Consider the following 22458-nt stretch of genomic DNA (forward strand, 5'->3'; position numbering starts at 1 on the left):
GCCCGAGGCGTCGTGGATACCGATATACTTTGTTCCGAACCCCTTCATCACCGGCGCCGGCCGCGGGCCACGACCCGGCTCTCCGTGAGGTTCGCGTGCCCGGCCTCGTAGGACTTCCGGAGCCCCTCCCACCGACCCGAGGCCTTCCAGTTCGCGACGACCTCGGGCGAGGAGCGGAAGTAGGCGTTTTCGAGGACGCCGAAATCGGGCGCCGTCACGATCGCGAGCTCGTGGTGGAGCGCCTCCACGTCGAAGCCCGCGCGGTCGAGGTCGCGCGCGAGGTCCGCGGGCGTCGCGACGAAGCGCGGCGGGTGGCCCGTCTCGGCCCATTGCTCGGGCCCGAGCGCGGCGACGACGAGCCGCCCGCCCGCGGGAAGCGCCTCCGCGGCGCGCGCGAGGAGGTTGCCCGTGAGGTAGAGGTGCGCGAGGACGACGTCGAGCCGCTTCGGCGCCCACGCCCGCCACGGCTCCGTCTCGAGGTCGCTTGCGACGAACTGCACGTTCCGGAGGCCGAGCTTCTTCGCCGCGCGGGCGCCCGCGACGAGCGCGGCCTCGTCCGAGTCCACCGCCCACACCTTGTCCGCGCGCTTCGCGACCGCGAGCGCGACCGCGCCCGACCCCGTGCCAACGTCGGCGACCACGTCGCCCACGTTCACCGCCGCGAAGGCCTCCTGCATGAACGTCTCGCTCGGCTGCCCGTGGACGACGCGGAACTCCGCGCCGCGGCCGTCCACCCACGTCACCGTTCGAGGGACGTCCGACATTGAGGGGGCAACGAGCCGTCCCTATGTAGGATTTGCCGGTCCCTCATTCGGGTTTCGCGGCGACGACCAAATCGTGGTGTTCAATCGCAGAGCCGTATCCGCTCCAGTCGCCCGGGTGGATCGTCTCAACGACGAGTCCTTCGCGTTCGAGGACGGCTCTCACCCATCGTTCCTCGTGCGCGACGAGCACCGTTGGATTCTCAGGTTTCCCGATGCGTGTGTCCTCGATGGTGTGATCGAAGCGGTACCTTGACTTGCCCGCTTCGATCCTGGACTCCACTTCCTCGTTGAGGAGGAACCACGTCGATAGGAATGTCCCGCCGGGCCTCAGCGCGCGCGCTGTCTCCGCGAGATAATGAGCGGCTGCCGCGCGGAAGAGATGTGTATAGAGGCTGCCGGCGAACGCGACGTCGACCGTGCCCGATCCCACCGGAAACCGATACGATTCAGCCTTCTCGCGACCGCCCGGGTTGTATAATTCGTGGTATAGGTCGGCGTGATAGAACCTGAATGCGGGGTCGGTGGCTTCGATGTGCGCCTTGCACCACCGGATGCATTTCTCGTTCGGATCGAACCCGGTGTAGCTCGCTCGGCCACCCTTGCGAGGAGTCCTGAGGTAGTCCTTCAAAGGCTGGGCCATGCGGCCCACTCCGCAGCCGGTGTCCAGCACGCTGGCCTCCGGTCGAAGGCGAGCGAGCGTCTTGAGGTATAGGGCGAACCTCTCGCCCGTCACGATGTGCGAGTAGATTGGCGCGCCGCCGACGAGTTCCCTCAGGGACCGCCGCGGATACGCCAATTTACCGGTGGTGGCCCGGGCGGCCCAGTCAAAGGCGTCGTAACCGACGTTTCTCACTTGCCGCACGAGAGGTCTAAGGCGGACAGGTACGAGCATCCTTGACGACTCCGCATGGCGGTCATGGGCGAACACCCGTATATCAATTGCCGGGCGACAGGGCCATCCGCAGCTTGATGTGGCAGAACCGGCTGCCGGCCCGCGTGCAGCGCCGCGCCTTCTCCGTCGGCATCTACGCCGTCCACGACGACGCCGTCCTCCTCGTCCACCACAAGCGCCTCGCGAAGTGGCTTCCCGTGGGCGGCGAATGCGAGGCCAACGAGACGCCGCTCGAGGCCGCGCGGCGCGAGCTTTTCGAGGAGACGGGCCTCGAAGGCGACTTCGGCCTTCCCGCCGCCCACGGCGTCGACGGGACGCCGGGGGCCCTTCTCGCCTACGAGGAGCACGAGGCGGGTTCGAAAGGCCTGCACCTGAACTTCAACTTCGCCTGCCGCGTCCCCTCGCGCGCCGTCCGCTCGGACGGGTCGTTCTCGGACGCCCGCTGGGTCGGCGCGAAGGACCTCGACGCCCTCGGGATGCCGGCGAACGTGCGGGCGTGCGCGCGTCTCGCCCTCGAAGCGACGAAGGCGCGAAAAGCCTGATGCGGGCGGCCCCGCGAGGACCCCGCATGGAGCGGACGAGCGAGTTCGAACGCCGCGCCTTTGCCGCGGCCGGACCCGTGTTCTTCATCGGTTTCGGGGTCCTCGTGCTGGTCGTCATGGCGTTCACGGCGCTCTTCGCGCTCGTGCCCGGCGAAGCGACGTTCGCGTTCATGGTCGTGGGCGGCGCCTCGCTCGCGCTCGGCCTCCTCTGGGCGGGCATGCAGCGCCGGCGCGCGCAGCGCGGCTGATCACAGCCGCTCGCCCGCCTCCACCTTGACGGGGAGGCGGTTGTCGGGCGGCGGGAGCGTGCAGCTCCACGCGTCGTCGTGCGCGCAGTACGGGTGGTATGCGCGGTTGAAGTCGATCTCGTAGCGGTCGGCGACGTTCGGCTCGAGGTCGAGGTAGCGCCCCGCGCCGTACGTCCCGTCCCCGCTCGTCGCGTCGCGGAACGGAATCAGGAGATAGTCCTCGGCGGCCTCGCCGGGCGCGGGCGCGAAGACCTTGAGCGCGCACGCCTCGCCGAGGAGCGCGAAGCGGACGACGCCGACTTCAAGCATCGCGACGGCATCGGGGCCGGTCGAACCGAGGTTGCCCGGCTTCGGCTGCGCGTGGCGCTCAAGCTTCACGTCGCGCAGGCGGAATCGGGGGTCGATGGGGTAGAACCCGAGTCCCTTGAACGCGCGCCGCGCCTCGGCCGAGAGGGGCGTGTTGCGCCCGAGGTAGGACTCGGCGCGCCACCGCTGCTCGCGCGCGACGTCCGCGCGCCACGACGTTGCGTCGTCCACGCGCGGACGAGCGCCGCCCCCGCATTGAGGATTTCGGCGCCCGCGGCCGCGGAATCAGTCCTTGATGTACTGCTCGGCCCACCCGCGGATCACGGTCTTCGAGAGCGTGCTGAAGACGGGCCGGAAGCCCGGCGTGTAGCCCTGGATCATGATGGTCGCGAGGCCGCCGTCCGTTTCCACGTGGTTGCCGTAGTGGTGGTGCGCGCTGAAGATGTGGCCGAGCTCGTGCGCGAACGCGCTCGTGTGGAAGTAGACGCTGTCGATCTCCCAGCCGAGAGGCGTGAACGTGTAGCCGATGTCCGGGATGCCCGCGCCGCCGATGCAGTTCGCCATCGCGTAGTTCGATGGGTATCCCGTGAAGACGTGCACGACGTCGCGGTCGACGTCCTTGCGTCCGTTCCAGTATTCGGCGGCCTTCGTGAGGGGCGCCTCCTTCTTCGGGTCCGGGTAGTAATCCGGGTCCGTGTTCAGGTGGGCACCCACGAGCGAGAAGCGGATGCCGACCTCCTGCTCGTAGATGGGGTCGACCTCGTTGAGCATCGCGATCATCATCGGGAACGAGTGGTTCCCGAGCGCCTCGCCAAAGCGCGCATCGCCGTCGAGGACGATCTTCGCGGTGATCGCCTTCTGCGTGGCCGGGCGCTCGAGGACGGGCGCGACGTGCGGCGGCACGAGCTCGAGGCAGTCCTGCTGCGGCCAGTTCGGCGCGTCGAACATCCACGCGCCGTCGGGGCCCGTGCGGACTGTCGGCCCCGCGCCGGGCTTGTCGGAGGGGAGCTCCGTGCCGTAGGGGACGTTGCCTTCGAGGCCGATGCGGACCAGATAGGGAATGACGCCGCCCGCGGGCGTCATGCCGAGGACGTTGAATCGCGGCGCGAGGACGACGCCGCGCGTCCACTGGTCCGTGGTCGTGAGGCGGACCTTCCAGCCGGGACGGTTCTCGACCTCGCCTTCGTACACCTCGATCGCCGGCATCGCGACGCGGACGCCGTCGACTTCGGCCCACGTCGCGTTCGAGAGGAGGGGGCTGGGCCGGAGCTTCACCGGAAGGTCGAGCGCGCGGCCCGTGCCCGTGCTGAGGGGGAATGTCTCGACGACCGCGGTCGCGGGAATCTTGACGGTCGCGCCCGTCGCGGCGGCTTCGCGCGCGAGGGCGCGGAGCTCGACCGCGGGGGCGAAAGGCGCGAGGTCGGAAGGCAGGTCCGGGGCGGCCTCCTCCTCGAGGATCGGCGGCGCCACGGCGGCGTTGAGGCAGCCGGCGGTGACGACGGCGAGGGCGGCGAGGAGGGCGAGCGGGAGGACGCGCATGGCGGACGTGATGCCTTGGACCCGTCAAGAGCTTTGCCGGCCGGTCGTTGAACGGAGGGCGCCGGCGGGCCTCGTCCTCGACCCCAGCGTCCGCGCGACCGCGGGCGGACCCGGCCGCGGACGGCGGGCTTTCGTCGGGCGCGAGCGGAGACGCGCGGTTCGGGCGAGCCGCGTTCGACGCTCAGAACATGCTCGGCTCGCGGTACTCGCCGAAGACCTCGACCATCGCGGCGCGCAACTCGCCGAGCGTCGCGTAGGCGCGGGTGGCCTCGAGGAGGTGGGGCATGAGGTTCTCGCCCTCCTTCTCCTGGGCGGCCTGGAGGCGGTTGAGCGCCGTCTCGACGCGCTTCGCGTCGCGGCGGGCCTTCGTTTCGCGGAGCCTGCGGAGCTGCTTCGCCTCGAGCTCGGGGCCGATCTTGAGGATCTCCGGCGGGGGCTCGGGGATGCGGTACTCGTTCACGCCGACGATGACGCGGTCCTTGCGCTCGATCTCCTTCACGTACCGGTAGGAGGCGTCCGCGATCTCCTTCTGGAAGAAGCCCTTCTCGATGCCCGCGACGACGCCGCCGATCTTCTCGATGCGGTCGAAGTACTTGCGGGCGTCCTCCTCCATCTGGTCCGTGAGGGCCTCGACGAAGTAGGACCCGCCGAGGGGGTCGATCGTGTTCGCGACGCCCGACTCGTGGGCGAGGATCTGCTGGGTGCGCAGCGCGATGCGGACCGCCTTCTCCGTCGGGAGCGCGAGCGCCTCGTCGAAGGAGTTCGTGTGGAGCGACTGGGTGCCGCCGAGGACGGCCGCGAGCGCCTGCACCGCGGTGCGGACGATGTTGATCTCGGGCTGCTCGGCGCTGCACGAGACGCCCGCGGTCTGCGTGTGGAAGCGCAGGAGCCACGAGCGCGGGTTCTCGGCGCCGATCTCGTTCTTCATGAAGTCCGCCCAGATGCGGCGCGCGGCGCGGAACTTCGCGACCTCCTCGAAGAGGTCGTTGTGCGAGTTGAAGAAGAACGACAGGCGCGGCGCGAAGTCGTCGGGGTCCATCCCGCGCGCCTTGCCCATGCGCACGTACGTCATGCCGTTCGCGAGCGTGAACGCGAGCTCCTGCACGGCGGTCGAGCCGGCCTCGCGGATGTGGTAGCCCGAGATCGAAACGGTGTTCCAGCGCGGCACCTGCTTCGACCCGAACTCGAAGGTGTCGAGCACGAGCCTCAGGCTCGGCGCGGGCGGGAAGATGAACATCTTCTGCGCCTGATATTCCTTCAGGATGTCGTTCTGGATGGTGCCGCCGAGGCTCGCGAGCGGGAAGCCGCGCTTCTCGGCCGCGGCGAGGTACATCGCCCACACCATCGCGGCGGGGCCGTTGATCGTCATCGAGACGGTGACGTCGTCGAGCGGGATGCCGTCGAAGAGCGTCTCCATGTCGGCCATCGTGTCGATCGCGACGCCGACCTTCCCGACCTCTCCCTCGCTGAAGCTGTGGTCGGAGTCGAAGCCCTGGAGCGTGCAGAAGTCGAACGCGGTCGAGAGTCCCGTCTGCCCCTGCGAGAGGAGGTACTTGAAGCGCTGGTTCGTCTCCTCGGCGGTGCCGAAGCCCGCGAACTGCCGCATCGTCCAGAGGCGGCCGCGGTACATCGTGGGATGGATGCCGCGCGTGTAGGGGAACTCGCCCGGCATCCCGAGCTTCTCCGCGGGGTCCCAGTCCGCGAGGTCCCACGGACCGTACAGGCGGTCGATGGGCGCGGAAGACGTCGTGACGAACGTCTTCTGGCGCTCGGGCGACTTCTTCGCGAAGGGCTCGAGCACCTCGCGCTCCCACCGTGCAAGGGCTTCGGGCGACGCGAGCGAGCGCGTCTTCGAGGCGCGCTTCGGCGCGGCGCGGGCCTTCGGCTTCGCGACGGGCTTCTTCGTCGGCTTCGCCTTCGCCTTCTTCGAGGGCCTCGCGCGCTTCGCGGCCATGCCTGGGGGATTCAGGCCTCGGTATTTGAAGCTGCCCGCGACCCGGGTCGCGGCGCGGTACTTTCATGGCCGCGCGGCCCGTTCGACGGACGTGCGCCCCCTCGCCGGTCTCCTCGTGGTGGACCTCACGCGGCTCCTTCCCGGGCCGTTTGCGACGCAGCTCCTCGCGGACCTCGGGGCGCGCGTCGTGAAGATCGAGGAGCCCGACCTCGGCGACTACGCGCGATGGATGCCGCCCGAGGTCGAGGGCCACGGGCACGCGTTCACCGCGATCAACCGCGGAAAGGAATCCGTCGCGCTCGACCTCAAGGATCCGGAGGCGCAGGAGGCGCTGCGGCGTCTCGTCGCGATGGCCGACGTCCTCGTCGAGTCGTTCCGCCCCGGCGTCCTCGCGCGCCTCGGTCTCGCGCCGGACGCGCTCCTCGCCGCGAACCCGCGGCTCGTCGTCGCGTCCATGAGCGGCTACGGCGCGACGGGCCCCCTCGCGGAGGCGCCGGGCCACGACCTGAACTACCAGGCGCTCGCCGGGATCGTGGCGCTGAACGGCGACGCGCGCCCGCTTCCGCCCGCGGCGCAGACGGCGGACATGGCGGGCGCGCTCTACGCGGTCGTCGCGATCCTCGCCGCGCTCCGCGAGCGCGACCGCTCGGGCCGCGGCCGTGTCCTCGACCTCGCGCTCTACGACGCGGCGGTCGCGGTGAACGTGCTCGCCCTCGAGCGCGCGCGGGCGGGCGACGCGCAGCGTCTGGGCGAAAGCGAGCTTGCGGGCGCCCTGCCCGCCTACGGGGTGTACGAGGCCTCGGACGGAGGCCACGTCGCCCTCGCGGCCCTCGAGGGCAAGTTCTGGGAGCGCTTCGCGCGCGCGGTCGGCCGGGAGGATTGGATCGAGCGCCACCTCGACCGCTCGGACGCGTTCCGCGCGGACGTCGCCGCCGTCTTCCGGACGCGGCCGCGCGACGTCTGGGTGGACCTCCTCGTGGGCGCGGGCGTCCCCGCAACCCCCGTGCTCGCGCCCGGGGAGGCGCTCGCGCACCCGCACGCGAGGGCGCGCGGCGTCGGGTCGCCCGGGGCCCCGCTCGGTCTTGCGCCGCGGGGCCGCGCCCCGACGCTCGGCGAGCACACGGAGAAGGTCCTCCGGGAGGCGGGCCTCGAGGGTGTCGCGCTCGACCGGCTCCTCGCGCGCGCGTCCGTGCGCGCGTCCCTTCGGGAACCTATTTAGCCGCCCCCGGCATCCCGACGATGACATGGCCCGGTCCCTGCCCCCGGTGGCGAAGGACGCGCTCATCCTCGTCGGCACCTTCGTCGTCGTGCTCGGGGGTCTCTACCTCTACACGGGCCTCTGGCCGCCCGCGGTCATCGTCGAGTCGGGCTCGATGATGCACCGCGAGGACGAGGTCGTGGTGGTTCCGCTCCTGCGGTCCTACGGTCGCGTCGGCACCATCGATCCCGGGGATCTCGTCTTCGTGAAGAAGGTGAACGGGAAGGACGACGTCGAGACGTGGGCCATGGGCGGCGACGTCTACTACGGCAAATCGGGCGACGTCATCGTCTACTACAAGCTCGGCAACCGGAAGACGACGCCCATCATCCACCGCGCGATCGCGTACGTGGACGTCGTCGAGCAGTCCGGCAGGACGTACTACGACGTGAAGTGGCAGCCCGGCGCGACGTGCCCCGGAGGCTCGACGAGGACGAAGGCCGACACGTGCCGGTTCGGCGAGAACGGCGTGAGCCTTCCCGCGGCCGGCGTCGCGAACTACCAGCCGCGGCGAAGCGGTTTCATCACGAAGGGCGACAACCCCGTCACGAATTCGCGCGCCGACCAGCAGTCGGGCCTTTCCGACATCGTGCAGCCCGAATGGATCGAGGGGAAGGCGCGAAGCGAGGTCCCGTGGCTCGGCCTCATCAAGCTCGCCATCTCGCCCGACTACAACGAACCCCAGTGCGCGACGAGCCGGAGCGGCTTCCTCCTCTTCGAGGCCTCGAAGTCCTCGGCATGCCGCGGCTGGATCGGTTTCGGGAAGGCCTACGCGCCGCAGGACCTGTGGGTCATGCTCATCCTCACGCTCGGCCTCCTCATCGGCGGTCCCATCGCCTTCGACGCGGCGCGCGCCCACTGGCAGCGCACCCGCGGGGGCGGCGGCGCCGCGCCCGCCGTCGAGTCGACGTCGACCGCGCCTCCGCCCGCGGAACCGCCCTCGGGCGCTCCCCCGGATCGCGAGCCGTGATGCCCGACCCGACCGAGGAGGAGATGCTCGCCATCCTCGCGGCGGACCTCGCCGAGGCCAAGGGCGAAGACGACCCGCGGGTAGGCCGCGAAGGCGAGCCGTGCCCGCACTGCGGCGAGCCCGCGAACGCGTTCGACGCCTGCTCCGCGTGCGGCGAGGAGGGTTGCCTGCCGCGCGACGACTGGATGCCCGGCGAGGCGGATTGCTGCCTCACGCGGTGCGCGCGGTGCGCATTCGAGATCCACCTCGACTGCGGGAGCGCGGACCACACGGGAAACCTCCTCTGCCCGACCTGCCGGCCGCAGGGCTGGGACGAGTTGGACTGATCACTCGCCCTTGAATTCGGGCTTGCGCTTCTGGAACATCGCCGCGATGCCCTCGAGCGCGTCCTCCGAGCCCGCGAGGAGGCCGAACCCCGCGGCCTCGGCCTCCATGCCGGCGAGGATGTCGGTCGTGGGCGCCATGTTGAGGAGCTGCTTGGTGCGGGCGAGCGCGAGCGGCGCGCGCGTCGCGAGGTCGGCCGCGAAGGCGCGCGCATCCGCGGCGAACGTCTCGTTCTCGAACACGCGGTGGACGAGGCCGAGGCGGAGCGCCTCCTCCGCATCGAAGCGATTCCCGAGGAGCGCGATCTCCTTCGCGCGCGCGAGGCCCACGAGCTTCGGCAGGCGCTGGGTGCCGCCCATCGCGGGAAGGAGCCCGAGCGTCACCTCGGGGAGCGCGAGCTTCGCGCGTCGAGCCGCGACGCGAAAGTCCGCGGGAAGCGCGAGCTCGAGGCCGCCGCCGAGGGCGTGGCCGTTCAGCGCCGCGACGACGGGTTTCCCGAGCTTCTCCATCTTGACGCACAGCAGGTGGCCCTTGCGCGCAAGGCGCGCCGCGTTCGCGGGCGTGAGCCCGCCGTCCGCGAGGTCCGCGCCCGCGCAGAACGCCTTGTCGCCGGACCCCGTGAGGAGCACCACGCGCACGCGGGGGTCGGCCTCCATCGCGTCGAGCGCGGCCGAGAGGTCGTCGATGAGCCGCTCGTTGATCGCGTGGAGGCGGTGCGGGCGGTTGAGCGTGAGGACGCCGACGCGCGCGGCATCATCCACCTCGACGAGGAGCGTCTCGTAGGCGGCGGGCGCGCCCCCGGCCGTCGCGGCCTTCGGGCCGTGGTCGTGGAAACCGAGGCCGGACTTCGCGCCGAGGTTGCCTTCCTCCACGAGTTCCTTCAGGATCTCCGCGGGCTTCGTGATCGGGTGCGCCGTGGACTTGTAAAGGCCATCGAGCGCCGCGAGCACGTCGTCGAGGCCCGTCGCGTCGGCCCACTCGAGCGGGCCCTTCGGGAACGCGCAGCCGAGACGCATCGCGCGGTCGATCTCCGCCGCGTCCGCGACGCCCTCGTCGAGGAGCTTCGCGGCCTCGTTCGCGACGATCGAGAGGATGAACTTCGGCTCGAACGTCTTCGCCGCCTCCGCGTCGACGCGCTCGACGACGCGGTTGTCCTTCCACGTGTAGAAGCCCTTCCCCGTCTTCTTGCCGAGGTCGCCGCGCTCGACGCGCTCCCGCATCGACTTGAACGGCGCGTAGCCGGGTCCGAGCCGCGCCGCGATGTAGTTCGACGCGTGGAAGCCGACGTCGAGGCCCGTGTAGTCCGCGAGCTCGAACGGTCCCATCGGGAAGCCGGCCTTGAACTTCATCGCGGCGTCGATGGTCTCGACGGTCGCGATGCGGTGCTCGAGCGCCATGATCGACGCGCCGACCCAGGTGCCGATGAGACGGCTCGTCACGAACCCGGGCGAGTCGCGCTTGAGGACGACGGTCTCCTTGCCGAGCTTCCGCGAAAACGCGTCCGCCGCGGCGACGGTCTCGCGCGTCGTCGTCGCGCCCGGGATGATCTCGACGAGCGTCATGAGGAGGACGGGATTGAAGAAATGGAGGCCGACGACGCGCGACGGGTCCGCGAGCTTTTCGCCGATCTCCGTGATCCGCATCGTGCTCGTGTTCGAGGCGAGGATCGCGTGCGCGGGCGCGTGCGCCTCCGCTTCGGCGAACACCTTGCGCTTGAGGTCGAGGCTCTCGGGCACGGCTTCGATCACGAGATCCGTGTCCGCAAGGGCCGCCTTCGCGTCGGTCGTGGCCGCGATGCGGCCGAAGGCGAGATCGGCGGTTTCGCGCGCGAGCGTCTGGTGCTTCACGAGCTTCTCGAGGCTCCAGCGGACCTTCTCCATCGCCTTCGCGAGCTGCGTCTCCGAAACGTCGCGCAATCGGACGTCGAAGCCCCTGATCGCGGCGAGCTCCGCGATGCCGTGACCCATGTCGCCCGCGCCGAGGACCGTGACCGTTCGGATCTCCCGAGCCATGACCGATCGACGGGCGATCCTTCCGCGCGGCGATAAAGGCGCGCTCCCCGGATTCCCTCCGGCGGGTGACGCGGGGCGGGTGCAGCTTTAAGGCGCGGGGGCCGCCTTGGTGGCGCGTGCTCACCGAGTTCCGCGTCGTGCTCGCGCACGACTGCCTCCTCGCGACGCTCACGCGCGAGAACCCCGCGCTTCGCATGCAGGAGTGGTGCAACCGCGCGGTCGAGGTCATCCAGGCGACGGGGCCCGAGGACGTGCGCGAGGACGTCGTACGGCGGCTCAAGGAGGAGGGGAGCACGTTCTACTTCACGGAGAACACGGGCTCGCGCCTCGACCTCCTGCGGAAGTGCCGGTGCATGGAGTACCATTCGCTCCTCTACCGGCTCGAGAGCCTCGGCTGCATGCCGCTCTATCCCGTCACGTACGAGAAGGGCGAGGAGTCGTTCCGCTTCCTCACCTTCGAACCCGGTCAGGCCGAGAACTTCCTCAAGGAGCTCGCGGACGAGGGCCATTACCGGCTCCTCGGGAAGCGTCTGCGCGAGACGAACGAGGTGCCGCGGCTCCTCGTGACGACGACGGAGGATCTCTTCGACGGCCTTTCCGACGTGCAAGCCGACCTTCTCCGCTTCGCATTCGAGCGCGGCTACTACGACTCGCCGCGCCGCGTCACGACGGAGGCGCTCGCGAAGGCGAAGGGCCTCGCGCGCTCCACGCTCGAGGAGCACCTGCGGAAGGGCGAATCGCGCCTCGTCGGCAACGCGGCGCCGCTCCTCGAAGCGTGGCGGCAGCCGCCCGAGAAGGAAGCGAAGGCCAAAAGCGCGAAGTCCAAGGCGCCCAAGCGGGGCGGTGCGCGCGACGCCTGACGGCTGGCGCGCCGCGATGCGCGCGCGGGGCCATTGGCACGACTTCGGCGACCACGCGCTGCTCTACCAGGTCTCGATCGACCCGGCCGTGCCGCCCGAATGGAAGGTGGACGGCATGGCGGCGCTCACCTTCCGCCTCGCCGAGGACGACGAAGGACGCCTTCTTCTCGCGACAAGCCTCGCGCTCCCGGTCGTGCTCCGCATCGGCGCGCGATTCGGCCTCGACGAGGCCGAGTCCGTCGCCTTCGTGGACTCGCACGAGCGGATGCACGTCCATCTCCAGCTCGACGGCGTGAGCGAGGAGCGCGAGGAGGAGGCGAGCCGGTTCGTGGACGCCGTGTGGCTCGCGCTCCGGCACCCGCGCGCGGCCGCGATGCTCGAAGCGGGACCGTTCGGGCTCGTGACCCGCGTCGGGCCGGCGTTCTGGGAGGAGCTGCTCCTCGAGGATCAGGCGAGCTTCCAGAACTTGTAGGCGGGCGTGCCCTCCTCGAAGCAGTAGTGGACGCCGCGGTAGGCCTTGCGGAACTCCGCGACGCGCTCGGCGACCTTCGCCGGGTCCTGCTTCTTCGCGACGGTGTCGACGATGAACTGCGCGACGTCGACCATCGCGTTCTCGCGCATGCCGATGCGCGTCATCTCCTGCGTGCCGAGGCGAAGGCCCGACGGGTGGAGCGCGCTCGTGTCGCCCGGGAGCATGTTCATGTTGGTGATGACGCCGGCCTGCTCGAGGGCCTCCGCCGCCCACTTGCCGCCGCCGTGCTCCTTCACGTCCACGACGACCTGGTGCGACTCCGTGAAGCCGCGCTTCTCGCCGAGCACGCGGATGCCGCGCTCGTGGAGCGCCTGCGCGAGGGCCTTCGAGTTGCGGATGATCTGATCCGCGTACGCGCGCCCGTACTCGAGGTGCTCGGCGAACGCGACCGCCTTCGCGGCCAGGTGATGAAGGTGGTGCGACGAGACGGTGCCCGGGAAGACGGCGCGGTCGAGCTTGCGCGCGGCCGTCCCCTGCGTCTCGAGGTCCGCGGGATCCCAGTCCGCGAGGACCACGGCGCCCTGCGGGCCGGGGAGCGTCTTGTGCGTGGAGCCCGTGATGAAGTCCGCGCCCTCGCGCAGCGGGTCCTGGAAGCGGCCGCCCGCGATGAGGCCCATGACGTGCGCGCCGTCGTACATGACAGTCGCGCCAACCTCGTGGGCCGCGGCGGCGGCCTCCTTGAGGGGCGTCGGGAAGAGGTACATGCTCTGGCCGAAGACGACGAGCTTGGGCTTCGCCTCGCGGATGAGCTTCACGGTGGCGGGCACGTCGATCGTCATCTGGTCGCGGTCCCACGGGTACGTGAGGATGTTGAGGCCGCGCACGCCCGCGCCGCCGAACTTTGCGTGCGAGATGTGGCCGCCGTCCGCGGTGTCGACCGCCGTGATGGTGTCGCCGGGCTTCGTCATCGCCGCGAAGGCCGCGATGTTCGCCTCCGTGCCGGAGACGGGCCGGACGTCGGCGAACTTGACCCGCCAGAGCTTGCGCGCGAGGTCCGCGCAGAGCCGCTCGACCTCGTCGATGTACGTGAGGCCCTGGTAGTAGCGCTTGCCGGGGTGTCCCTCGGCGTAGCGGTCGTGGAAGTCGCACGCGAGGAGCCTGCGGGCGAGGGGCGAGATGAGGTTCTCGCTCGCGATCATCGGGATCGAGCGGTCGAACCACTGCGTGTGCTTCTCCACGAGGCCCAGGACCTTGTCCGCGTCGCTCCGTCCGCTCACCGGCGCACCCGGCCGCCCAACGGAAGGGTTCCGTAAAAGCATTCGCCCTGCCGGGTTCGAGCGTTGATCCAGAAGCGGGAATCCCGGGCCGGTCCGCGCGCCGCGCATGCGCCGCGCCCTCCCGCTCGCCCTGCTCGCCGCCGTCCTCCTCGTCCCCGCCGCGGGCGCCCAGGCCGCGTTCGAGGGCGCGGCCTTCGCGCGCGGCCTCGCCTTCCCGGTGGACGTCGTGTTCGGGCCGGACGGAACGCTCTACTACGCCGAGCTGAACACGGGCGCGATCCGCGCGATCCCGCCCGGAGAGACGGCGCCGCGGGCCGAGCCCGTCCACAAGGTCGCCGCGGCGCCGGGCGGCAACGGAGGCTTCCTCGGCCTCGCGCTCGACCCCGAGTTCGAGCGCACCAAGGCCTTCTTCGTCTACTACACCGCGAAGATCGACGGGACGAAGGTGAACCGCGTGAGCCGCCTCGACGCCTCGGGCGAGAAGGTGATCCTCGACGGCATCCCGTGGGCCGAGATGCACGACGGCGGACGCCTGCTCTTCGTGGGCGACCACCTCGTCGTCGTCACGGGCGACAACGAGCGCCGCGAGGTCGCGCAGGACCTCGGGAATCTCCTCGGCAAGACGCTCCGGATGACGCGCGACGGCGCGGGCGCCCCGGGAAACCCGTTCCCGAACCATCCGCTCGTCTACACCTACGGCCACCGGAACCCGTTCGGCCTCGCGTGGGACCCGGCCTCGTCGACGCTCTGGCAGACCGAGAACGGGCCGGAGAAGAACGACGAGGTGAACATCCTCGTCGCGGGGAAGAACTATGGTTGGCCGCGGGGCACGGGCGCGCTCAACGACCCGCGCTTCGAGGACCCGGTGCACACGTACGCGACAACGCTCGGCCCCACCGGCGCGACCGTGCTGAACGGCACGATGTATTTCGGCGAGTTCAACGCGGGCGCCGTCCACCGGGTCCGCCGCGCGAGCGACGGGAGCGTGACGGCGGACGTCGTGTGGCGCGTTCCCGGCGGCGGGCGCGTGCTCGACGTCGAGGCCGGCCCCGATCGGCGGCTCTACGTGAGCACGTACGACGCGATCCATGTCGTGACGGTGCCGGGCGAGCGCGTCCTCCCGCTTCCGAACGGAACGCCCGCGCCGAACGGGACGGAGGACCCGCCCGGTGGAAACACGACGGCCCCGCCGCCGGACGAGGCGGGTCCGGCGCTCATCACGCCCACGCCCGGCCCCGCCCTCGGGGCCCTCGCGCTCGCCGCGGGGGCGGTCGCCGCGGCGCGGCGACGCCGGGTCCCGCGAAGGGGCCGCGGCGCGGCGGCCGCGCTTCTCGTCGTCGCCGCGCTCGCGACGCCCGCGGCCGCAGCGGCCGAGCCCGAGGTGGTCGCGACCGATCTCGAGACGCCCGTCGACCTCACCTTCGCGCCCGACGGCACGCTCCACTTCGCGGAGCTCCTCACGGGCCGCGTGCGCGCGATCGGTCCCGACGGCGTCGTCACCGAGCCGGTGTTCTCGATCCCGGCCAGCGGCGGCGGCAACGGCGGCTTCACGGGCCTCGCGGCGGACCCCGTCGAGGCGGGCGTGTTCTACGTGCACTACTCGATGGAGAAGCCCGGCGCCGAGCGAGGTAAGGTGAACCGCATCTCCCGCGTCGCGAACGGCGTCGAAACGGTGCTCGTGGACGACATCCCCTGGGCGATGCTCCACGACGGGGGCCGCGTCGCGGTCGGCCCCGACGGGATCCTCTGGGCGACGACGGGCGACAACGACCTCAAGTCGCCCTCGCAGGACCGCGGATCGATCCTCGGCAAGGTGCTCCGCTTCACGAAGGAGGGCAAGCCCGCGCCCGGCAATCCCGATGGGTGGCACCCGCTTGCGTGGGCGCAGGGGTTCCGCAACCCCTTCGGCCTTGCGGTCACCGGGGACACCGTCGTATACGTGAGCGACAACGGCGGCCGCGAGGAGGTGAACCGCGTCGAGAAGGGCGCGAATCACGGCTGGCCCCACTGCACCGGCGCGTGCGGACGGCAGGACTTCGCGGAGCCCGTCGCGTGGTGGGACGAGCACTTCGGCCCTACGGGCATCGCCGTTGCGGACGGCACGCTCTACCTCGGCGACTACGTGAACGGGCGCGTGCGCGCGGTCGACCTCGCGACCGGCGCGAAGACGGTGTTCTGGGAGCGGTCCGGCGCGCGCGTCCTCGACGTCGAGCGCGGTCCCGACGGCTGCCTCTACGTCGCCGGGTGGACGACCGTCTGGCGCTTCGCGCTCGACGGCGCGACGTGCGGCGCGCGCGGGTCGCCGGGCGGGAACACGACGAAGCCGCCGCCGGACGGAAACGCGACCGGGTCGCCGGATTCGGGCGGTCCCGCCTCCATCGTTCCCACGCCGGCCCCGGGCCTTGCGCTTGCGGCCCTCGCGGCGCTCGCGGGCGCGCGCCTCGCAAGGCGGCGCGCGTAGCGCAAACCCTTAGGGCCGCGAAGCGCTCGCGAACGGCATGGACGACGAACGGTCCGCGATGCGCCGCGACGCGGAAGCCGCTTTCCGCGCGGGCCTTGCCGCCGTCGACCCCCGCGCGGCCGTCGCGCGGTCCTTCGCCGGGCCCGGCGTCGTCGACCTCGCGGCCGGGCGCCTCGAGCTCGCGAGCTTCGCGCGCGTGCGCGTCGCCGCCGTCGGGAAAGCGGCGACCGGGATGGCCGAAGCGTGGCGCGCGCACGCGGGGGCGCCGTCCGAGGGGCTCGTCGTCGCGCCGCGCGCCGACCCCGTCGAGGGGTTCCGCGCCCTCGCGGGCGAGCACCCCGTTCCCGGCCCCGGCTCCCTCGAGGCGGGCGAGGCGCTCCTCGCCCTTGCGGCGGCCGCGGATGCCGAAGACCTGTTCGTCCTCCTCCTTTCGGGCGGCGCGAGCGCGCTCGCCGAAGCCCCGCGCGTGCCGCTGTCGGACCTGCGCGCCACGACGCGGCTCCTGCTCGCAAGCGGCGCGCCGATCGACGTCGTGAACACCGTCCGGCGCCGTCTCTCGCGCCTCAAGGGCGGCGGACTCGCGGAGGCCGCGGGCCGCGGGACCGTCGCGACGCTCGCGATCTCCGACGTCGTCGGCGACGATCCTGCCGCGATCGGGAGCGGCCCGACCGTGCCCGACCCTTCTCCGCCCGGCGCCGCGCGAGCGGCGCTCGAGGCGCGCGGCCTGCTCGCGAAGCTTCCCGCGTCGGTCGCCCGCGTTCTCGCGGACGAGCCGCCTCCCCCCCGCGCCGCCCCGCGCGGCGGCTTCCGTCTCGTCGCCTCGAACGCGACGGCCGTCGACGCGGCGCGCGCCGCCCTCGCCGCGCGCGGGTGGCGCGTCGCGCCCGCCCTCGCGCTCGCGGGCGAGGCGCGTGACGCCGGGCGCGCATTCGCGGCGCGCGCGCTCGCGGAGCGCGGCCCCGTCGCGCTCGTCGCGGGCGGCGAGACGACGGTCTCGCTCGGCCTCGACGCGGGCGTGGGCGGGCGCAACCAGGAGACGGCGCTCGCGATGGTCGAAGGGCTCGCGGGCCGCCGCGTCGTCGCGCTCGTTGCGGGCACGGACGGCGTGGACGGCCCCACGCACGCGGCCGGCGCGTTCGCGGACGGAACGAGCCTCGAACGCGCTCGGGCCGCGGGCCTCGACGTCCCGGCCGCGCTCGCGCGCCACGCCTCGACGCACGTCTTCGCGACGCTCGACGATCTCTTCGTGACGGGACCCACGGGCACGAACGTCGCGGACCTCGCGATCGCGCTCAGTCGAGAAGATGGCCCATGAGGGCGCGCTTCGCCGCGAGATAGGCGCGGTTCGCCTCGGTCGCGCCCGCGACGTGCGGGACGCGGGCGGCGACGCGGATCCCGCCCTGCTCGAGGGCGAGGACCTTCGCGGGGTTGTTCGTCATGAGACGCACGCTTGCGACGCCGAGGCGACGGAGCATCGCGACCGCCGAATCGTACTGCCGCAGGTCGCCCGGGAAGCCGAGCGACTCGTTCGCCTTCACGGTGTCGAGCCCGGTCTCCTGCAGGGCGTACGCGCGGATCTTGTTCGCAAGCCCGATCCCACGGCCCTCCTGGTTGAGGTAGAGCAGGACGCCGCGCCCCGCCTTCGCGATCTCGGCGAGGGCGAGGTCGAGCTGCGGGCCGCAGTCGCATCGCGCGCTCCCGAACACGTCGCCCGTGAGACATGCGCTGTGCACGCGCGCGAGGACGTCCTCGCCCGCGACATCGCCCAGGACGAGGGCGACGTGCTCCTCGCGGGCCAGCGGGGCGCCGAAGGCCACGACGCGGAAGGTCGCGTGCATCGTCGGGAGGCTCGCCACGTCCGTGGTCTCGAGGAGATCCGGCGCGGCCGCGACGTCGTCCTCGGCGGGCAGGGTCACGCGGCGCCATGGCGGGTCGGAGGATAAAAGCGTTTTGTGGGTAGCTACGCGATTTCGAGTAGATGGGGGCCAGGACCGCGAGCGTCCTTCGCATCCATTATCATCCCGCGGCCCTTCCCCGCACCCAGCATGGAGTCCGCCGCGCCCAAGGTGGCCATCATCATGGGGAGCCGCAGCGACTGGGAGACCCTCCGCCACGCGAGCGAGACGCTCGCCGGCCTCGGCGTCGCCCACGAGAGCCGCGTCGTGAGCGCGCACCGCACGCCTGACTTCCTCTTCGAATACGTGGAAGGCGCCGCCGCGCGCGGTATCGAGGTCATTATCGCGGGCGCGGGCGGCGCCGCCCACCTCCCGGGCATGGCGGCCGCGAAGACCACGCTCCCCGTGCTCGGGGTTCCCGTCCGATCGAAGGCCCTCTCCGGAATGGACTCGCTCCTCAGCATCGTCCAGATGCCGCGCGGCGTCCCCGTCGGGACGCTCGCGATCGGGGAGGCGGGCGCCGCGAACGCGGCGCTCCTTGCCGCGCAGATCCTCGCGCTCCGCGACCCCGCCCTCCGCGCGCGCCTCGAAGCGCTCCGCGCGGGCGAGCGCGACCGCGTGCTGGGGGAGAAGCTCTGACGGCGCTCCCGGGAAGCCTCGTCGGGATCCTCGGCGGCGGCCAGCTCGGGCGCATGATCGCGATCGAGGCGCGTCGGCTCGGCTACCGGACCGCGATCCTCGATCCCGACCCCGACGCGCCCGGCGCCCAGGTCGCCGACGAGCGCGTCGTCGCGTCCCTCGACGACGTCGAGGCGGTGCGCGCCCTCGCGCGTCGCGCGGCCGTCGTCACGGTCGAGACCGAACATGTGCCCGCGGCGAGCCTCGAGGCCGCGGCCGCCGTCGGCCGCGTCCATCCCGCGCCGTCGGTCGTCGCGCGCGTGCAGGACCGCCTCGCGCAGCGAACGTTCCTTGCGTCGATCGGCGCGCCGCAGCCGCGCTTCGAGCCCGTCGCAACGGATGAGGACCTCGCGCGCGCCGTGCGCGCGGTGGGCGCGCCGTCGATCCTCAAGACGCGCACCGGCGGCTACGACGGCAAGGGTCAGGCGCGGCTCGCGCGCGCCGGGGACGCGGAGCAGGCGTGGGCCGCGATCGGCCGCCGGCCGGCCGTGCTCGAAGCCTTCGTCACGTTCCGCATGGAGATCAGCGCGCTCGTCGCGCGTCGCGAGGACGGCGCCGTCGCGTTCTATCCCGTCGCGGAGAACGTCCATCGCGACGGCATCCTCCACACGACGCGCGCCCCCGCGCGCATCCCGCACGGGCTCGCCGCGCGCGCGAACGAGCTCGCGCGCGAGGTCGCCGACGCGATGGGCCACGTCGGCATGATGGCCGTCGAGATGTTCGTGACCGCCGAGGACGAGCTTCTCGTGAACGAGGTCGCGCCGCGCGTGCACAATTCCGGCCACTACACGCTCAAGGCCTGCGCGACGTCCCAGTTCGAGCAGCATCTCCGCGCAATCACGGGGCTCTCGCTCGGCGACACGGCCGTCCCGCGACCCGCGGTGATGCTGAACCTCCTCGGCGACCTCTGGGCCCGCGGAGAGCCCCCGTGGCGCGTCGTCCTCGACGAGCCCGCGGCCCACCTGCACCTCTACGGCAAGCGCAAGGTCAGGCCGGGCCGGAAGATGGGTCACATCGTCGTGGTCCACGAGGACGCCGACGCGGCGTGGCGCATCGCCCACGACCTCGACCGCCGGCTCGCGGGAGACGCGGCGTGATGGCGGTCGACCTCCTCGGGCCCGCCCTCGACAACCTCACCTCGCCCGTCATCCTGTTCTTCGCGCTCGGCGTCTTCGCCGCCTTCGTGCGGAGCGACCTCGAGATTCCGCCCGCCCTCGGAAAGGGCCTCGCGCTCTACCTCATGATCGCGATCGGGTTCAAGGGCGGCGTCGCGCTCGCCGCGACGCCCTCCTGGTCCGCCACGATGGCGGGCGTGGCCGTCGTCGCCGTCCTCCTGAGCCTCCTCATGCCCTGGCTCGCGTACGCGATCCTCCGCGCCGCGACGCAGCTTGCGCCCGTGAACGCCGCCGCCGTCGCCGCGACCTACGGCAGCGTGAGCGTCGTGACCTTCGTCACGGCCGCCGCGTTCCTCGAGCGCGCCGGCTTCGAGACCTCCGGCTACCTCGTCGCCGTGCTCGCCCTCATGGAGACGCCGGCCATCGTCTCCGGTCTCCTCCTCGCGCGTCGCACCGCGCCCGTCGCGGGAGCGCCGCTCGTCCCCTGGCCGCTCCTGCGCGAGGTCCTCTCGAGCGGATCGGTCCTCGTGCTCCTCGGCGCCCTCGCGATCGGCTGGGCGACGGGCGAGCGCGGCATGGCGAGCGTGGGCGGCGTCCTCGTCGGTCCTTTCCAGGGTCTCCTCGCGATCTTCCTCCTCGACATGGGCCTCCTCGTCGTGCGGCGCCTGCGCCAGAGCCGCAACCTCTCGTGGAGCGGCGTGGCCTTCGGCCTCTACATGCCGATCCTCGGCGCCCTCCTCGGCCTCGCCGCCGCGCGCGCGCTCGGCCTCGACGCGGGCGACGGGACCCTCCTCGTGGTCCTCGCCGCAAGCGCGAGCTACATCGCGGTGCCCGCGGCCCTGCGCCACGCGCTTCCCGCCGCCGACCCGAGCGTGTACGTGACGCTCTCCCTCGCCGTCACCTTCCCGTTCAACATCGTCCTCGGAATCCCCCTCTACCACGCGGCCGCCGGCGTCCTCCTCGGCGGCGGAGGCTGACACCATGGAGCTGCACACGCGCAAGAAGGTCGAGATCGTGATCGACGCCGCCGCCCGCGAGCGCGTGCTCGCGATCATCCGCGAGGCCGGCGCGAAGGGCTACACCATCGTCCCGCGCGTCGAAGGGCAGGGCCACCGCGGACTCCGCAGCGGCCACGACATCTTCGACCCGGCCCGCAACGTCCGCATCACCACCGTCGCGACGCAGGCGGTCGCGGAGCGCATCCTCCGCGACGTGCTCGTCGTCCTCGAGAAGCACGCGGGCATCGCGTACCTCTCGGACGTGCAGGTCGCGGGCGCGGACTACTTCTGACGCGCACGTCCTCGCGCCCGGGGCATAGCTTTTATAGGGGCAGTGCATTTGTCGCCTTCGCCGCCCGGGCCTCCCGGCGCGCGCCGCGCGGGTTTTCCCGAGCGTTTCCTCACGGGCCAGTACCCTAGCCAGGTCAAGGGGCGAGACTCTTAATCTCGTCGCCGCCGGTTCGAATCCGGCCTGGCCCGCTTCTCCGGCCACCGGAGGTGGCCGATGATCGGGCGTGGCCGGGTTGGCGCTTTTCCGTGAACGCTTTTGCGGCGCGAAGCGGCGCGAAAAGGGTTCGTTCGGATCCGGCCTCGCGGGGATGATTCCGCGCCTTTGTCCAATCCTCCGCCGGTCGAGCGTCGCGAAGGGGGGTGCGTCTCACGTCCGCGCGGGTCGATACCGCTCACGGCCCGCCCCTGCGCTGCGGTTCGGCGTCGTCGCTCGAGAGCCACTCCGCACCCGCGGCGTCAGACGCGCGCGATGGGGACCGATCGATCGGTCGCCTCGAAGGACGTGGCCCGTACAGTCTTACGCTCTAGAGCCGGGCCCTCGATCCATTCGCGCGAACGGAGCTTCCGCGCCGAGATATGAGGATTCAGTGCCTGACGGGCGTGAGGTTAGGCATGAAACTGAAACTCCTGGTCACGCTTGTCGCCGCAAGCGCGCTCGCCCTCGTTCCGACCGCCGCCGCCGCGACGCCCTACTCGGAGGGCTTCGAGTCCGGCGCCGCGAAGCTCTGGACCCTCACGGGCCTTTGGAACGTCAACGACTGCATCGCGGCCTCCGGCACGTATGCGCTCGTCTACAACGTGCACCCCCAGTGCAACTACGACGTCGGCTACAGCAACGGCGCGGCGACGACGCCCCCGATCGTGGTCCAGGGTCCGTCCTCGCTGAACTTCGAGAGCTACATCCAGACCGAACAATGGTGCGGCGCCTACGACGTTGCGCACGTCCTCGTGTCCGTCAATGACGGCCCGTACAACGTCGTCCTCAACAACCTCGAGTGCGGCCCCGACTCGGCCTGGACGCTCTACTCGGTCGACCTCACGCCCTATGTGGGCAACTCGGTCCGCGTCCAGTTCTACTTCGACACGGGGGACGGCTGGGTCAACAATTACCTCGGATGGGCCATCGACAACGTCGCCATCAGCGGCCCGGCCTACCCGACGCCCGAGCTCGGCTCCCTCGCCCTCGCGGGCGCGGGCGTCGCAGTCGTCGCGGGCGTTGCGCTCGTGAACCGCCGCAAGTAAGGGTAACCCCGGCCGGGAGCGCACATCCCGGCCCTGTCTTTTCTTTCATTCCTTTCGCGACTCGCGTCCGCCGCGTCGCCGGGTCGAACCGCCTTCCCGCCGCGGCCGCGCCCCTTCTCCCGCGACTTCGAGTCGACCTTCATCCCGTTGCTATGCACCCGGGCCCGGCCTTTCGATGCGACGGATCCCATCGTAGGATGGGTCGCCGTCCGCCAGGAGGCACGACTACTGCTGGCGCGCGAGGACGCGAAGCGCATGCTCCCTGCAGGCGGCGAGCGTTCCGAGGCCGGGAAGGCGCTGCGCGCAGGCGGGTCGCGATGGGCGGATCCCGGTCGGGTGATCCGGGGACGACCTCTCCCA

The 22458-nt window shown here is 71.7% G+C and carries 22 protein-coding genes and 1 tRNA gene; 15 read left to right on the forward strand and 8 right to left on the reverse strand.

Features of this window, described 5'->3' with window-relative positions; all coding sequences use genetic code 11:
- Positions 1 to 47: 47 nt before the first annotated feature.
- Together VM889_08185 and VM889_08190 are read right to left on the reverse strand one after the other, a co-directional pair.
- Complete coding sequence (locus tag VM889_08185) at positions 48 to 764, reverse strand: class I SAM-dependent methyltransferase (protein ID HVL48519.1); 717 nt, start codon at positions 762 to 764, stop codon at positions 48 to 50.
- Between the two features lie 43 nt (positions 765 to 807).
- Entirely contained in the window at positions 808 to 1656 is an 849-nt protein-coding gene (locus VM889_08190) for a class I SAM-dependent methyltransferase (protein ID HVL48520.1), read from the reverse strand.
- A gap of 104 nt (positions 1657 to 1760) precedes the next feature.
- Between VM889_08190 and VM889_08195 the strand changes: the two genes are divergently transcribed.
- Positions 1761 to 2198: an NUDIX domain-containing protein gene (locus VM889_08195; GenBank protein ID HVL48521.1), complete on the forward strand. Its 438-nt coding sequence runs from the start codon at positions 1761 to 1763 to the stop codon at positions 2196 to 2198.
- A 26-nt stretch (positions 2199 to 2224) separates the two neighbouring features.
- The gene (locus VM889_08200; GenBank protein HVL48522.1) at positions 2225 to 2446 is read left to right on the forward strand and encodes a hypothetical protein; all 222 of its coding nucleotides are present in this window, start codon (positions 2225 to 2227) and stop codon (positions 2444 to 2446) included.
- On the opposite strand, the gene VM889_08205 is transcribed toward VM889_08200, so the two are convergent.
- The 3 genes from VM889_08205 to VM889_08215 form a co-directional block, all read right to left on the reverse strand.
- Positions 2447 to 2983, reverse strand: coding sequence for a DUF1684 domain-containing protein (locus VM889_08205; protein HVL48523.1), 537 nt, complete (start codon positions 2981 to 2983; stop codon positions 2447 to 2449).
- Positions 2984 to 3037: 54 nt separating this feature from the next.
- Complete coding sequence (locus VM889_08210) at positions 3038 to 4291, reverse strand: zinc-dependent metalloprotease family protein (protein HVL48524.1); 1254 nt, start codon at positions 4289 to 4291, stop codon at positions 3038 to 3040.
- Positions 4292 to 4472: 181 nt separating this feature from the next.
- On the reverse strand, positions 4473 to 6245 hold the full coding sequence (locus VM889_08215) for a methylmalonyl-CoA mutase family protein (protein HVL48525.1): 1773 nt from the start codon (positions 6243 to 6245) through the stop codon (positions 4473 to 4475).
- A gap of 91 nt (positions 6246 to 6336) precedes the next feature.
- On the opposite strand from VM889_08215, the gene VM889_08220 reads away from it, so the two are divergent.
- The 3 genes from VM889_08220 to VM889_08230 are packed head-to-tail and all read left to right on the forward strand — an operon-like array spanning position 6337 to position 8799.
- Positions 6337 to 7464 (forward strand): CaiB/BaiF CoA-transferase family protein, encoded by a 1128-nt coding sequence (locus VM889_08220; GenBank protein ID HVL48526.1) that lies wholly within the window; start codon positions 6337 to 6339, stop codon positions 7462 to 7464.
- Positions 7465 to 7489: 25 nt separating this feature from the next.
- The gene (locus tag VM889_08225) at positions 7490 to 8473 is read left to right on the forward strand and encodes a S26 family signal peptidase (protein ID HVL48527.1); all 984 of its coding nucleotides are present in this window, start codon (positions 7490 to 7492) and stop codon (positions 8471 to 8473) included.
- Positions 8470 to 8799 (forward strand): hypothetical protein, encoded by a 330-nt coding sequence (locus tag VM889_08230; GenBank protein ID HVL48528.1) that lies wholly within the window; start codon positions 8470 to 8472, stop codon positions 8797 to 8799. Before VM889_08225 ends, VM889_08230 begins: the two co-directional genes overlap by 4 nt.
- Here VM889_08230 and VM889_08235 read toward each other — a convergent pair whose 3' ends face one another.
- A complete protein-coding gene (locus tag VM889_08235; protein HVL48529.1) occupies positions 8800 to 10809 on the reverse strand; it encodes a 3-hydroxyacyl-CoA dehydrogenase/enoyl-CoA hydratase family protein in 2010 nt (669 codons plus the stop codon).
- A gap of 116 nt (positions 10810 to 10925) precedes the next feature.
- On the opposite strand from VM889_08235, the gene VM889_08240 reads away from it, so the two are divergent.
- Both VM889_08240 and VM889_08245 read left to right on the forward strand, forming a co-directional pair.
- The gene (locus tag VM889_08240) at positions 10926 to 11669 is read left to right on the forward strand and encodes a helix-turn-helix domain-containing protein (GenBank protein HVL48530.1); all 744 of its coding nucleotides are present in this window, start codon (positions 10926 to 10928) and stop codon (positions 11667 to 11669) included.
- Positions 11653 to 12141, forward strand: coding sequence for a hypothetical protein (locus VM889_08245; protein HVL48531.1), 489 nt, complete (start codon positions 11653 to 11655; stop codon positions 12139 to 12141). Before VM889_08240 ends, VM889_08245 begins: the two co-directional genes overlap by 17 nt.
- Here the strand turns inward: VM889_08245 and glyA are convergent.
- A complete protein-coding gene (gene glyA, locus VM889_08250; GenBank protein HVL48532.1) occupies positions 12117 to 13418 on the reverse strand; it encodes a serine hydroxymethyltransferase in 1302 nt (433 codons plus the stop codon). The genes VM889_08245 and glyA overlap by 25 nt on opposite strands.
- Positions 13419 to 13524: 106 nt before the next feature.
- On the opposite strand from glyA, the gene VM889_08255 reads away from it, so the two are divergent.
- Together VM889_08255 and VM889_08260 are read left to right on the forward strand one after the other, a co-directional pair.
- On the forward strand, positions 13525 to 15879 hold the full coding sequence (locus tag VM889_08255) for a PQQ-dependent sugar dehydrogenase (GenBank protein ID HVL48533.1): 2355 nt from the start codon (positions 13525 to 13527) through the stop codon (positions 15877 to 15879).
- A 37-nt stretch (positions 15880 to 15916) separates the two neighbouring features.
- Positions 15917 to 17194 (forward strand): DUF4147 domain-containing protein, encoded by a 1278-nt coding sequence (locus tag VM889_08260; GenBank protein HVL48534.1) that lies wholly within the window; start codon positions 15917 to 15919, stop codon positions 17192 to 17194.
- On the opposite strand, the gene ribA is transcribed toward VM889_08260, so the two are convergent.
- Positions 17172 to 17795, reverse strand: a complete 624-nt coding sequence (gene ribA, locus VM889_08265) for a GTP cyclohydrolase II (GenBank protein ID HVL48535.1) — start codon at positions 17793 to 17795, stop codon at positions 17172 to 17174. The genes VM889_08260 and ribA overlap by 23 nt on opposite strands.
- Positions 17796 to 17924: 129 nt before the next feature.
- Between ribA and purE the strand changes: the two genes are divergently transcribed.
- The 6 genes from purE to VM889_08295 all read left to right on the forward strand — a co-directional run bounded on the left by purE (position 17925) and on the right by VM889_08295 (position 22098).
- Positions 17925 to 18413 carry a 5-(carboxyamino)imidazole ribonucleotide mutase gene (purE, locus tag VM889_08270; protein HVL48536.1) on the forward strand — a complete coding sequence of 163 codons (489 nt, stop codon included), beginning with the start codon at positions 17925 to 17927 and terminating at the stop codon, positions 18411 to 18413.
- Complete coding sequence (locus tag VM889_08275) at positions 18410 to 19549, forward strand: 5-(carboxyamino)imidazole ribonucleotide synthase (protein ID HVL48537.1); 1140 nt, start codon at positions 18410 to 18412, stop codon at positions 19547 to 19549. Before purE ends, VM889_08275 begins: the two co-directional genes overlap by 4 nt.
- Entirely contained in the window at positions 19549 to 20544 is a 996-nt protein-coding gene (locus tag VM889_08280; GenBank protein HVL48538.1) for a sodium-dependent bicarbonate transport family permease, read from the forward strand. The genes VM889_08275 and VM889_08280 overlap by 1 nt, the downstream gene beginning before the upstream one ends.
- A gap of 4 nt (positions 20545 to 20548) precedes the next feature.
- Positions 20549 to 20857, forward strand: coding sequence for a hypothetical protein (locus tag VM889_08285; protein ID HVL48539.1), 309 nt, complete (start codon positions 20549 to 20551; stop codon positions 20855 to 20857).
- 113 nt (positions 20858 to 20970) lie between these two features.
- Positions 20971 to 21045, forward strand: a tRNA-Lys gene (locus VM889_08290).
- 423 nt (positions 21046 to 21468) lie between these two features.
- Entirely contained in the window at positions 21469 to 22098 is a 630-nt protein-coding gene (locus VM889_08295) for a choice-of-anchor J domain-containing protein (protein ID HVL48540.1), read from the forward strand.
- Positions 22099 to 22458: the final 360 nt, after the last annotated feature.

The organism is Candidatus Thermoplasmatota archaeon, from assembly GCA_035540375.1.
In the GTDB taxonomy this organism is placed as follows: domain Archaea; phylum Thermoplasmatota; class SW-10-69-26; order JACQPN01; family JAJPHT01; genus DATLGO01.

Excerpts from the sequence above, each read along its gene's own strand:
- VM889_08185 (HVL48519.1), bottom strand. The coding sequence starts at position 764 with ATGTCGGACGTCCCTCGAACGGTGACGTGGGTGGACGGCCGCGGCGCG.
- VM889_08190 (HVL48520.1), bottom strand. The coding sequence starts at position 1,656 with ATGCTCGTACCTGTCCGCCTTAGACCTCTCGTGCGGCAAGTGAGAAAC.
- VM889_08200 (HVL48522.1), top strand. The coding sequence starts at position 2,225 with ATGGAGCGGACGAGCGAGTTCGAACGCCGCGCCTTTGCCGCGGCCGGA.
- VM889_08210 (HVL48524.1), bottom strand. The coding sequence starts at position 4,291 with ATGCGCGTCCTCCCGCTCGCCCTCCTCGCCGCCCTCGCCGTCGTCACC.
- VM889_08215 (HVL48525.1), bottom strand. The coding sequence starts at position 6,245 with ATGGCCGCGAAGCGCGCGAGGCCCTCGAAGAAGGCGAAGGCGAAGCCG.
- VM889_08225 (HVL48527.1), top strand. The coding sequence starts at position 7,490 with ATGGCCCGGTCCCTGCCCCCGGTGGCGAAGGACGCGCTCATCCTCGTC.
- VM889_08235 (HVL48529.1), bottom strand. The coding sequence starts at position 10,809 with ATGGCTCGGGAGATCCGAACGGTCACGGTCCTCGGCGCGGGCGACATG.
- VM889_08255 (HVL48533.1), top strand. The coding sequence starts at position 13,525 with ATGCGCCGCGCCCTCCCGCTCGCCCTGCTCGCCGCCGTCCTCCTCGTC.
- VM889_08260 (HVL48534.1), top strand. The coding sequence starts at position 15,917 with ATGGACGACGAACGGTCCGCGATGCGCCGCGACGCGGAAGCCGCTTTC.
- purE (HVL48536.1), top strand. The coding sequence starts at position 17,925 with ATGGAGTCCGCCGCGCCCAAGGTGGCCATCATCATGGGGAGCCGCAGC.
- VM889_08280 (HVL48538.1), top strand. The coding sequence starts at position 19,549 with ATGGCGGTCGACCTCCTCGGGCCCGCCCTCGACAACCTCACCTCGCCC.
- VM889_08285 (HVL48539.1), top strand. The coding sequence starts at position 20,549 with ATGGAGCTGCACACGCGCAAGAAGGTCGAGATCGTGATCGACGCCGCC.
- VM889_08295 (HVL48540.1), top strand. The coding sequence starts at position 21,469 with ATGAAACTGAAACTCCTGGTCACGCTTGTCGCCGCAAGCGCGCTCGCC.